Below are 11119 nucleotides of genomic sequence, written 5' to 3' on the forward strand. Positions count from 1 at the left end.
CGCACAATCTTTAAGAAAGGGCCACCCTTCTGGGGTGGCCCTTTCTCGTTTCCCTCCCGGTTTGTTTGGTATGTGAAGGGCCACCTCGGACGGGGTGGCCCTTTCGTCGTTTCCCCTTCGCTTTATCGATACCCGAACTCCGGGTATTGATATGCGACCGGGTATCGAGAGGCGAAGGGCCACCCGTCCAGGGCGGTAATTTCGTCTGGGGGTGGCCCTCCGCGTGGTTTTCGGCGTTACACAGCTGGTATCCGGACTTGGTGCTCTCCTCCTGCCGCCTGGGTTCGCGGGACCGGCGGGGCGACATGAGCCAGATTCAGAACCTCGAGACCCGCGTTTTCAGGCCCTCGCGTTCGCATTCAGACCTTCGAATCCTCGGGACCTCTGCCAGGATCCTCGACATCCTCGGGACCTCGAATCGTCGGGACCTCTACGCCCTCCAGACATTTAGCTCTGATCGATGGATCGCTTCCGAGAACCGCAGCTGGCCCTGTGGGGGCTTGTCGGCGATGCCCTGGTAGCGCCAGAGTGCGTGTGAGGTGCGAGGCGCGGTTCTAGGAGGGGCGTGGTGCCTGGTGGGGAGGTGCTCCTGGGACCGTGTGGGGGAGTGCCGGCAGGTATATAGGGGCGGGGCGATACGCTCATGTTGTGGAGGTTGAGATTTTTCGTGCGCTGGCTCATCCTGTTCGGCTGGGTATTGTGCGGCGGCTGGCCAGGGAGAGCGATATCTGTGCGTGTGACTTCACCGACGAGTTCGATGTGAGTCAGCCGACCGTTTCCGCGCATCTCAAGGTGTTGCGGGAGGCCGGGCTGGTGACGACTCGGCGGGAGGGCACCACCATCTGCTATTCGCTGGTGCCGCAGGCGCTGGTGGGGGTGGCGGAGATGTTGCAGGAGTTGAGCCGAGGGGCGCTGGTCTCGTAGTCGGCGCCAGACAGCCGACGCGTCGGCCGTGCGGGGATCCGTCATGCCACGCCCATGCGGATATCGTCGTCCAGACTTCCGATCGCTGGTCCTGGTCCCACCGTGCGGTGCCGCGCGGGCCCAGGGTCCCCGGAACTACCATGTGGTGCCCCGCGGGTCCCCAGTCCCCAGATCTACCGTGCGGTGCCCCTGCGGATCCCGGGTCCCCGGTTCTGCCGTGCGATTCCGCGCGGATCCGTCGCCCCGGATTCCATCGTGCCGTGCGGCAGCGCGAGAAATGGCCCGTTCACGTCGCGCAAAGGGCTGGCTGGAGGCGCTGTGGGTCGTGCGGAAGGCGGAGGTGGGCTGGGGGGTCAGTAGGGTTGGAGGGTGGAATATCGTGCGGTTGAGCGGGCCATTCTGGAACGCGGGGTCGAGTGGGACTTCGAGCCGACCCTGGACAGGATCGCCGCTCTCATGGATCTGCTCGGCTCGCCCCAGCAGTCGTACCCTGTCGTGCACATCGCGGGGACGAACGGCAAGACGAGCACGGCGCGGCTGACCGAGGCGCTGCTGCGGGAGCGGAATCTGCGGGTGGGCCGCTTCACCAGCCCGCACCTGGTGTCGATGCGCGAGCGGATCAGCGTGGACGGCGAGCCGATCAGCGAGGAGCGGTTCGCGGAGGTCTACGAGGAGCTCGCCCCGTTCGTCGAGCTGAACGACACCAAGGGCCGTCGCATCCAGTTCTTCGAGCTGCTCACGGCCATGGCGTACGCGGCCTTCGCCGACACCCCGGTGGATGTCGCGGTGATCGAGACCGGTATGGGCGGCACCTGGGACGCTACGAACGTGGTCGATGGCGACGTGGCGGTGATCACGCCGATCTCGCTGGACCACACCGACCGGCTCGGCTCCGACCTCACCGCGATCGCCGGTGAGAAGGCGGGCATCATCAAGGACGGCCAGACGGTGATCCTCGCCCAGCAGGAGCTGGAGGCGGCCGAGGTGCTGATGCGCAGGGCCGCCGAGGTGGGTGCGGTCGTGGCCCGCGAGGGGCTGGAGTTCGGCGTGCTGGCCAGGGAGGTCGCGCTGGGCGGCCAGCTGCTGACCCTCAAGGGCCTCAAGGGCGTGTACGACGACGTCTACCTCCCGCTGTACGGCCAGCACCAGGCGAGCAACGCCGTCTGCGCCCTGGCCGCCGTCGAGGCGCTCACCGGCGGCGACGACCCGCTGGACGTGGAACTGGTCCGGCAGGCGTTCGCCCAGGCCAGCTCCCCGGGACGCCTGGAGGTGGCCCGTCGCAATCCCACGGTCGTCATCGACGCCGCCCACAACCCCGGCGGCATGGTGGCCACTCTGGAGGGGCTGCACGAGGCGTTCGACTTCGCGAAGGTGATCGGGGTCGTCGCGGTGATGGCGGACAAGGACGTCAGCGGCCTGCTGGAGCTGCTGGAGCCGATGCTGGAGGAGATCGTGGTGACGCGGAACTCCTCGCCCCGCTCCATGCCCGCGGCCGAGCTCGCCGAGCTGGCCGAGGGTGTCTTCGGCGCCGAGCGCGTCCACCTCGTCGAGCGGCTCGACGACGCCATCGACAGGGGTATCGGCATCGCGGATGCCGAGGGAGAGTTCAGCGGAGCGGGGGTGCTGATCACCGGGTCGGTGGTGACCGCGGGCGACGCCAGACACCTGCTCAAGGTGGAAGGCGTCTGATGAACTTCCAGGTCACGCCGGGCATGCGCAGGCTCTGCTCCACGGTGCTCGGCATGGAGGCGATCGTCGTCGGGCTCATGACGCCGGTGGCGATCAGTGTGGGCGGTGTCGAACCGGCCCTCGCGGTGACGGTCGGCATCGGCATGGCCGTGCTCTGCGTGCTGGTCGCGGGGTTGCTGAAGCGGCCCTTCGCGTACATCGCGGGCAGTGTCGTGCAGGTGCTGGCGATCTGCACGGGGTTCCTCGTGCCGGCGATGTTCTTCCTCGGGGCGATCTTCGCGGTGCTCTGGGTCACGGCGATATTCGTCGCTCGCCGTGTCGAAGGCGTGACTTCCCGCTAAAGTCGGCCTACATGGCCGTCCCCCCAATTCAGCGGTCCCAGCAGCCGGCGGCTGCCGACTCCGCGGGATCTATCGAAGCGGCCAGGTTCGCCTGGCTGCCCGACGTCGTTCTCGGGCTGCTCATCGTGGCCGCCCTGCCACTGGCGATCGTCTCGATCCCCAACACCGTCTCGGTGGTCGGCAACCTGCTGCCGGTGGACATCGACAAGCTGGGGCTGATCCGCGCCCACGGGCTCGCCCTGCCGGCGATGATGCTGACGGTTCCGCTCGCCGCGGTCGCGGTGCGGCGGACGAAGGCCGCGCCGATCATGGTGGGCGGTCTGGCCCTGCTGGCGGTCGCCGACGCGGCTGGCGGGTATGCGGGTTCGGCGTTCCTGGTGGGCCTGCTGCGCGTGCTGCACGGTGTGGGGGCGGGGCTGCTGATCCCCGCGACGCTGGTGGCCGCCTGGGACAGGACGCCCGTGCTGCGCGCGCTCTGGGCGGGCATGCTGGCCGTCAGCCTGCTGGCCGCCCAGGCGATGGCGCTGTGGCCGCTCGACAACGTCACCGCCTGGCAGATCACGCTGCAGCCGTACCCGGTGCTGTCCGGGGTGTCGCTCGGGCTCGCGGCGGTCTATCTGGCGCTCTGGCTGACCCGGGGGTCGCCGGGCGTGCCCGGTCCGGAGCCGGTCGAGCGCAGTCGGCTGGCGCTGTCGGTGGTGCCGGCGGCGGGCATCGCGATCCTCGCCGTGGGCACCACCTACAACTGGCCCGAGCACATGGTGGTGCTGGCGGCGCTGCTGTCCGTCGTCGCGCTGCTCGCGCTGGCCTCGATCGGCACCTTCGAGGGGCCGTCGGGGCGCTCGCTCGCCTACGCGATGGTGGCCGTCGGCGTGGTGCTGCTGCCCACCGCGGCGCAGATCACGAACGTGGAGCTGGGCGGTCTCGGTGGTCCCGGGCTGTCGGGGTTGTGGGCGCCGTTCCTGATCTCGGGGGTGGGCGCGGTGCTGGCCGCGGTGGTGGTGAGCCGGCTTGACCTGGGGTCGATGCAGCTGCTGTCCGGCGCGGGGCTGGTCGCGATCGTGCTCGGCATGTGCGCGGTGCGGCTGATGGTGCCGGTCGCGCAGGGGCTGCTGCTGGTGGTGCCGTTCCTGCTGCTCGCGGTGGGGGCGGCGGTGGCGCTGACCGCCGCGCTCCGCGTCGCGGGGATCGGCGCCTCGCTGTTCGGGCTCTCGCTGTGCTTTCCGGGCGTGCTGGGCGGCTACCTGCTGGGCACGGGTGTGCAGGTGAGCTGGCTGCGGCGGGCCACGTCGCCACAGGAACTGGTCGACGCGTTCGTCTCCGCCCTGCATCTGTGGGCGCTGATCGGCGGGTTCCTGGTGGTCGCGGTGATCGTGCTGGCGGCGGTGCTGGCGCGCCGCTCGGCGGGCCGTACGGCGCTGGCCGACCTCGCCGCCGGTACTGCGGGTGCCGGCGGCGGCGAGGAGCGTCACGGCGGCACCGGTGAGGCGTCCTGGAGCGTGGCGGCACGGTCGCCCGGCGTAGCGGGCTCGGATGCCGCCGCAGGGCGGGAGAAGGGCGCTGAGGGGCCGGAGCGGGCGCGTCGTCTCGCGGGCAGGGAGGACAAGCTGGTCGGCGGGCAGGGCGAGTCGACGGGGCCGATGCCCGTGGTGCCGCAGCCCGCGCAGTCTCCCGAGGACTCCGCCGCCACCTGAATCACCGGGAGAACGGGAAATCCTCGGAGGGCGGTAAGCTCGGACTCGCATTCGCAGGAGACGAGGACAGATGTCCTCACGGAGCGAGGGCACGAGAAACTCGCCGCATTCCGCGACCCCGACTCTGTTCAAAGGAGAACCTCAAGTGTCCGAGCGCACTCTTGTCCTGATCAAGCCCGACGGGGTGAAGCGTGGCCTCATCGGAGACGTGATCGCCCGCGTGGAGCGCAAGGGCCTCAAGGTCGTCGCGATGGACCTGCGCACCCTCGACACCGAGACCGCCAAGACCCACTACGCCGAGCACGCCGAGCGGCCGTTCTTCGGCGAGCTGGTCGACTTCATCACCTCCGCCCCGCTGGTCGCCATGGTCCTCGAGGGCCCGCGCGCCGTCGAGGCCTTCCGCGCGCTCGCCGGGCTCACCGACCCGGTGAAGTCGGCGCCCGGCACCATCCGCGGCGACCACGCCCTGGAGATCGGCGAGAACGTCGTGCACGGTTCGGACTCTGCCGAGTCGGCGGCCCGTGAGATCAAGATCTTCTTCCCGGACCGTTTCTAAGCGGACCGTCCCGGCCGCCGCCGCATCCGAGAGGGATGCGGCGGCGGCCGTTCGCGTTTCCAGGCCCGGTATCGCCGGTGTTGTCGGCGGAAAGGTCAACGGCGGCTCATTCCCGGCCAACGGGGGATGAAGGAGAGAGGCGGAGATTTTTCCGGTGAGCATACGCTCGCCACGGCCCATGGCGGGTACGTCACGTTACGATTCAAATGCGATCCGTAATTATCCGCGAACGTCGTTACGGAAGGCCTCGTTCCCCATGGGCAGCAAGCTCGCCTTTCTCGGCCGTGATATGGCGGTCGATCTCGGCACCGCCAACACCTTGGTATACGTGCGTGGCCGCGGCATCGTGCTCAACGAGCCGTCCGTAGTCGCGATCAACACCACCACGGGCAAGATCGTGGCGGTCGGCATCGAAGCGAAGCGGATGATCGGCCGCACGCCGGGCAACATCGTCGCCGTGCGCCCGTTGAAGGACGGCGTCATTGCCGACTTCGACGTCACCGAGCGCATGCTCCGGTATTTCATCCAGCGCGTCCACAAACGCCGCCACTTCGCCAAGCCGCGCATCATCATCGCGGTGCCCAGCGGCATCACCGGTGTGGAGCAGCGCGCGGTCAAGGAGGCCGGTTACCAGGCGGGCGCGCGCAAGGTCTACATCGTCGAGGAGCCGATGGCCGCCGCGATCGGCGCCGGGCTGCCGGTGCACGAGCCGACCGGCAACATGGTCGTCGACATCGGCGGCGGCACCACCGAGGTGGCGATCATCTCGATGGGCGGCGTGGTGACCAGCCAGTCGATCAGGGTCGGCGGCGACGAGCTCGACCAGGCGGTGATCACCTTCGCGAAGAAGGAGTTCTCGCTGATGCTCGGCGAGCGGACGGCCGAGGAGATCAAGATGGCGATCGGCTCGGCGCGCAGGAGCGACGACGAGTGTCATGCCGAGATCCGCGGGCGTGACCTGGTCAGCGGGCTGCCGAAGACGATCGTGGTGTCGGCCGAGGAGATCCGCCGGGCCATCGAGGAGCCGGTCAACACGATCGTCGACGCGGTCAAGACCACGCTGGACAAGTGCCCGCCCGAGCTGTCCGGCGACCTCATGGACCGGGGCATCGCGCTCACCGGGGGCGGGGCCCTGCTCAAGGGCATGGACGAGCGGTTGCGGGACGAGACGGGCATGCCGGTGCACCTGGTGGAGAACGCCCTGGACTCGGTCGCGCTCGGCTCAGGCAAGTGTGTGGAGGAGTTCGAGGAGCTGCAGCAAGTGCTCGTTCCGGAGCCCCGGCACTGATGCGGGACACGCGCCGCGCCAGGCTGATCCTCGGACTGCTGCTCACCGCGGCGCTCGTGCTCGTCACGGTCGACCACCGCACGGGCGACGCCTCTCCGCTGGGCCCGCTGCGCGGCGTCGGCGCCTGGCTGTTCGGCACGGCCGAGCGCCTGGGCGCCAACCTGGTCCGCCCGTTCGGCGACTTCGCCGAGACCGTCACCGGCGCCCCCGACGCCCGCAGGCGCATCCTGGAGCTCGAGGCGGAGAACGCCAGGCTGCGCAACGACGTGGTCGCGGGCCGCCTTGACCACACCCGTTCGGCCGAGCTGCGCCGCATGCTGGGCGTCGCGGGCCTCGGCGGCTACCGGGTGGTGGCGGCGCACGTGATCGCCCGCCGGGGGCAGCCGGGGTTCGAGGAGGCGGTGGAGATCGATGCGGGCACCGTCGACGGCGTCCGTCCCGAGATGACCGTGCTGAACGGGGACGGCCTGGTCGGGCGGGTGGTGCGGGTGTCGGCGTCGACGGCGACCGTGGTCCTGCTGAGCGACCCCGCCTCCTCGGCGGGCGCCAGGCTGGAGGGCGGCAACGAGATCGGGGTGGTGAACGGCGTCGGCGAGTACGGCAGGCTGGTGCGCTTCCGGCTGCTCGACTCGACGGCCACGCTGACGCCCGGCCACCGCATCGTCAGCTTCGGCTCCCAGCGCGGCGCGCCGTACGTTCCCGGGGTGCCGATCGGGGTCATCGAGCGGGTGGAGGCCACGCCGGGGGAGCTGACCCGCATCGCCTACGCCAGGCCGTACGCCGATCTGACCGCGCTGGACGTGGTCGGGGTGGTGGTGCGGGCGCCCGCGCGGGATCCGCGGGACGCCGTGCTGCCGACGGCGGCTCCGGCCAGGACGGCGGCTCCGGGCAAGAAGGAGGAGCCGGTCAAGAAGGAGGCGGACCCGGTGAAGGAGGGGCGGCGGTGATTCCCGCTCTGGTGCTGGTGGCGGCGTTGCTGCTGCAGGTCACGATCGTCAACCGGATGGCGCTGCCCGCGAACGGGGCGCCCGATCTGGTGCTGCTCGCGGTCATCGGCATCGCGCTGCTGCGCGGCCCGGTGGCCGGTGCGGTGATCGGGTTCTGCGCCGGGCTGCTCGTCGATCTGGTGCCGCCGACCGCGCACGTGCTGGGGCAGTACGCGTTCGTGTTCGCCCTGGTCGGCTATGTCGCGGGCTGGGGGGTGCGCGGCGTGGTGCCGACCGTGATCCTGTGCGTGCTGGCCGCGCCCGTGCTGGCGGCGGCGGTGGGCGGGCTGATCGGTGATCCCCGGGTGACGATGACGTCGCTGGCCACGGTCGTCCCGGTCACCGCGGCGTACACGCTGGTCGTCGCGCCCGTGGTCATCTGGGTGAGCCTGCGCGCCCGGTCGCTGGAGTACACGCCGTGAACAGGATGCGTACCCGGCTGGTCGTGCTGCACGTGCTGGTCCTGTCGATGCTGGCGGTGCTCTCGGTGCGGCTGTGGCAGGTGCAGGTGATGAGCGGGGCCGAGTTCGTCTCGGCGGCGGCGGAGACCAGGACGCGGGACGTCATGGTGGCCGCGGTGCGCGGGCAGATCCTGGACGCGGCCGGGCAGCCGCTGGTGCGCAACCGCACCGCGCTGGTCGTCTCGGTGGACCGGACGCTGCTCAGCAGGATGAAGGACGGGGACGCGGTGCTGCGCAGGCTGGCCGCGGTGCTCGATCGGCCGGTCAAGCAGTTGGAGCGGCGGCTTCGGTCGTGCGGTCCCGGGGTGACGCGGCCGTGCTGGCCGGGCTCGCCGTACCAGCCGATTCCGATCGACGAGAAGGTCAGCACGCGTGAGGCGTTGCAGATTCTGGAGCGGCAGGAGGAGTTCCCGGGGGTCAGCGCCGAGGTGCAGGCCGTGCGGGAGTACCCGGGGGGCAAGGCGGGCGCGCAGATGCTCGGCTACCTGCAGCCGGTCACCCAGGAGGAGCTGAAGAAGCGCGACCGGCTCAAGGCCGGGTTCTCCGGTGTGGACCTGGTCGGGCGGGACGGGCTGGAGTCGGTCTACGATCACGCGCTGCGCGGCACGCCGGGGCTGCGGCGGGTGCAGGTCGACCGGCTCGGCAAGGCCATCGGGGTGGAGCGGCAGGTCGCGCCGACGAGCGGCGACACGCTCATCACCAGCATCGACTCGCGGGTCCAGGCGGTGGTCGAGAAGGCGGTGCACGGGGCGATGAAGCGGGCGCCGAAGGCCGACGGGGCCGCGGGCGTGGTGCTCGACGTGCGCACCGGCCGGGTGGTGGCGCTGGCCAGCGCGCCCGGCTACGACCCGGCGATCTGGACGGGCGGCATCTCGGAGGCGGAGTACCAGCGGCTGCTGTCGGAGAAGGCGGGCAAGCCGCTGGTGTCGCGGGCGATGAAGGGTGAGTTCGCGCCGGGTTCGACGTTCAAGGTGTCGTCGGTGTCGGCGATGCTGCGCGCGGGCTACCCGCTGAACGGGAAGTACGACTGCCCGGGGTCCTTCATGGTGGGCGACCGGCCCTTCAACAACTTCCGGGGGATCGGGCTCGGCACGCTGACCCTGCACACGGCGCTGGTGCGGTCGTGCGACACGATCTTCTACAAGGCCTCCTACGAGCAGTGGTTGCGCGATGGCGGGCTGCGGCCGAAGAAGGCGCCGCAGGAGCGCTTCGCGGCGATGGCCAGGGCGTTCGGGTTCGGCCGGCCGACCGGTATCGACCTGCCGGGCGAGTCGGCGGGACGCATCCCGGACCGCACCTGGAAGAAGGACCTGTGGGCGGCGACCAGCGCCGACACCTGCAAGCGCTCACGCACCGGGTACCCGGAGGTGGCGGACAAGACGCGCGCGGCCTTCCTCAAGCGGCTCGCCTACGAGAACTGCCTGGAGGGCTACCTGCTGCGGCCCGGCGACGCGGCCAACTTCTCCATCGGGCAGGGCGACGTGCTGGTGACGCCGCTGCAACTGGCCTCGGCGTACGCGGCGCTGGTCGGTGACGGGCGGCTGCGCAGCCCGCGGGTGGGCTGGGCGCTGGTCCGCCCGGACGGCACGCTGGTCAAGGAGATCCCGGTGCCGGTGCGGGGCAAGCTGCCGCTGACGGAGAAGGAGCGGGCCTACATCAAGGGCGCGCTCAGCGAGGTCGCCTCCGACGGTACGGCGGCCGGCGCCTTCAGCGGCTTCCCGATGGACAAGGTGAGGGTCGGCGGGAAGACCGGTACCGCGGAGGTGTGGGGCAAGGAGGACACCTCCTGGTTCGCCTCGTTCGCGCCGACGTCGAAGCCGAGGTTCGTGGTGGTGGTCATGGTGTCGCAGGGCGGCATGGGCGGGTCGACGGCGGCGCCCGCCGTACGCGAGATCTACGAAGGCATCTACGGGTTCACGCCCAAGGGCGAGGCCGCCGGGGCGGCGCTGCCGGACGGCAAGCCGGTCGCCGTGCTGCCGATGATCAAGCGGGACGGCACGGTGGCCCGGTGACCGGCCGGAGCGCGCTGACCCGCCGCAGGCCGTTCGGCAGGCGCGCGGTGGGGACGCAGTCGGCGGTGTGGCAGGTGGACGGGGTGCTGCTGGTCGCGGTCGCCGCGCTGTGCGTGATCGGCACACTGCTGGTGTGGTCCTCCACCAGGACCTGGGCGCCGGGCGCGACCGGGCTGGTCAAGAAGCACATGCTCAACCTGGCCATCGGCACGGCCATGGCGTGCGCGGTGGCGACGGTCGACCACCGGCTGCTGCGCGCCTACTCGCCGATGGTGTACCTGCTGACGCTGATCGGGCTCGTCCTGGTGATCTCGCCGCTGGGGTCGACGGTCAACGGCTCGCACTCGTGGATCATGCTGGGCGGCGGGTTCGCCGTGCAGCCGTCGGAGTTCGGCAAGCTCGGGCTGCTGCTGATGCTCGGCATGCTGCTCGCCCAGCCGGCCGAGGGCACCGACCGGCCGCGCGGGCTCGACCTGGTCTTCTCGCTGGTGGCGGCGGCGGTGACCATGGGGCTGGTGATGCTGCAGCCCGACCTCGGCACCACGCTGGTGCTCGCGGTGATCACGGCGAGCGCGATGGTGGTCGCCGGGGTGCGCAAGCGGTGGATGATCGGGCTGACGCTGGTGGCGGTGGCCGGGGCGGCGTGCGTGTGGTTCATGGAGGTGCTGGAGCCGTACCAGGTGGCGCGGTTCACCGCCTTCCTGGACCCGAGCGTGGACCCGCGCGGGGTGGGTTACAACAGCACCCAGGCGCTGATCGCGATCGGCTCCGGCGAACTGTTCGGCAAGGGGCTGCTGGAAGGTGGGCAGACCACCGGCCGGTTCGTGCCCGAGCAGCACACGGACTTCATCTTCACCGTGGCGGGGGAGGAGTTCGGCTTCCTCGGCTCGGTCACCGTGGTCGTCCTGCTCGGCGTGGTGCTGCTGCGCGGGCTGCAGATCGCCAAGCGGTGCGAGGACCGGTTCGGCACGATCGTGGCCGGGACGATCGTGTGCTGGATGGCCTTCCAATCGTTCGTCAACATCGGGATGACGATCGGCATCATGCCGATCACCGGCCTGCCCCTGCCCTTCGTGTCGTACGGCGGGACCGCGACGTTCGCCAACCTCATCGCGGTCGGCCTGCTCCAGGCGATCCGCATGAGGGAACAGTCCTTCTGAGGTCGACT

Annotated in this window: 10 protein-coding genes; all 10 read left to right on the forward strand. The window is 70.5% G+C overall.

The annotated features are described in order from the left end of the window. The first annotated feature begins 648 nt into the window (after nucleotides 1-648). The 10 genes from ABZ911_RS25110 to rodA all read left to right on the forward strand — a co-directional run bounded on the left by ABZ911_RS25110 (nucleotide 649) and on the right by rodA (nucleotide 11111). Entirely contained in the window at nucleotides 649-924 is a 276-nt protein-coding gene (locus tag ABZ911_RS25110; protein WP_358060424.1) for a metalloregulator ArsR/SmtB family transcription factor, read from the forward strand. Between the two features lie 369 nt (nucleotides 925-1293). Continuing rightward, nucleotides 1294-2613 carry a folylpolyglutamate synthase/dihydrofolate synthase family protein gene (locus ABZ911_RS25115; protein ID WP_358060427.1) on the forward strand — a complete coding sequence of 440 codons (1320 nt, stop codon included), beginning with the start codon at nucleotides 1294-1296 and terminating at the stop codon, nucleotides 2611-2613. After that, nucleotides 2613-2954, forward strand: coding sequence for a DUF4233 domain-containing protein (locus tag ABZ911_RS25120; RefSeq protein WP_358060430.1), 342 nt, complete (start codon nucleotides 2613-2615; stop codon nucleotides 2952-2954). The genes ABZ911_RS25115 and ABZ911_RS25120 overlap by 1 nt, the downstream gene beginning before the upstream one ends. 11 nt (nucleotides 2955-2965) lie before the next feature. Next, complete coding sequence (locus ABZ911_RS25125; RefSeq protein WP_358060433.1) at nucleotides 2966-4648, forward strand: hypothetical protein; 1683 nt, start codon at nucleotides 2966-2968, stop codon at nucleotides 4646-4648. A gap of 145 nt (nucleotides 4649-4793) precedes the next feature. Then, nucleotides 4794-5204, forward strand: a complete 411-nt coding sequence (gene ndk, locus ABZ911_RS25130) for a nucleoside-diphosphate kinase (RefSeq protein ID WP_358060436.1) — start codon at nucleotides 4794-4796, stop codon at nucleotides 5202-5204. A 256-nt stretch (nucleotides 5205-5460) separates the two neighbouring features. Beyond that, a complete protein-coding gene (locus ABZ911_RS25135) occupies nucleotides 5461-6492 on the forward strand; it encodes a rod shape-determining protein (RefSeq protein ID WP_358060439.1) in 1032 nt (343 codons plus the stop codon). Further along, on the forward strand, nucleotides 6492-7439 hold the full coding sequence (gene mreC, locus ABZ911_RS25140) for a rod shape-determining protein MreC (RefSeq protein WP_358060442.1): 948 nt from the start codon (nucleotides 6492-6494) through the stop codon (nucleotides 7437-7439). The genes ABZ911_RS25135 and mreC overlap by 1 nt, the downstream gene beginning before the upstream one ends. Further along, nucleotides 7436-7900 (forward strand): rod shape-determining protein MreD, encoded by a 465-nt coding sequence (gene mreD, locus ABZ911_RS25145; RefSeq protein WP_358060445.1) that lies wholly within the window; start codon nucleotides 7436-7438, stop codon nucleotides 7898-7900. Before mreC ends, mreD begins: the two co-directional genes overlap by 4 nt. A gap of 5 nt (nucleotides 7901-7905) precedes the next feature. Further along, a complete protein-coding gene (mrdA, locus tag ABZ911_RS25150) occupies nucleotides 7906-9951 on the forward strand; it encodes a penicillin-binding protein 2 (protein ID WP_358060862.1) in 2046 nt (681 codons plus the stop codon). Then, the gene (gene rodA / locus ABZ911_RS25155) at nucleotides 9948-11111 is read left to right on the forward strand and encodes a rod shape-determining protein RodA (RefSeq protein ID WP_358060448.1); all 1164 of its coding nucleotides are present in this window, start codon (nucleotides 9948-9950) and stop codon (nucleotides 11109-11111) included. Before mrdA ends, rodA begins: the two co-directional genes overlap by 4 nt. The last annotated feature ends 8 nt before the right edge of the window (nucleotides 11112-11119 follow it).

Source organism: Nonomuraea sp. NPDC046570 (assembly GCF_040645915.1).
In the GTDB taxonomy this organism is placed as follows: Bacteria; Actinomycetota; Actinomycetes; order Streptosporangiales; family Streptosporangiaceae; genus Nonomuraea.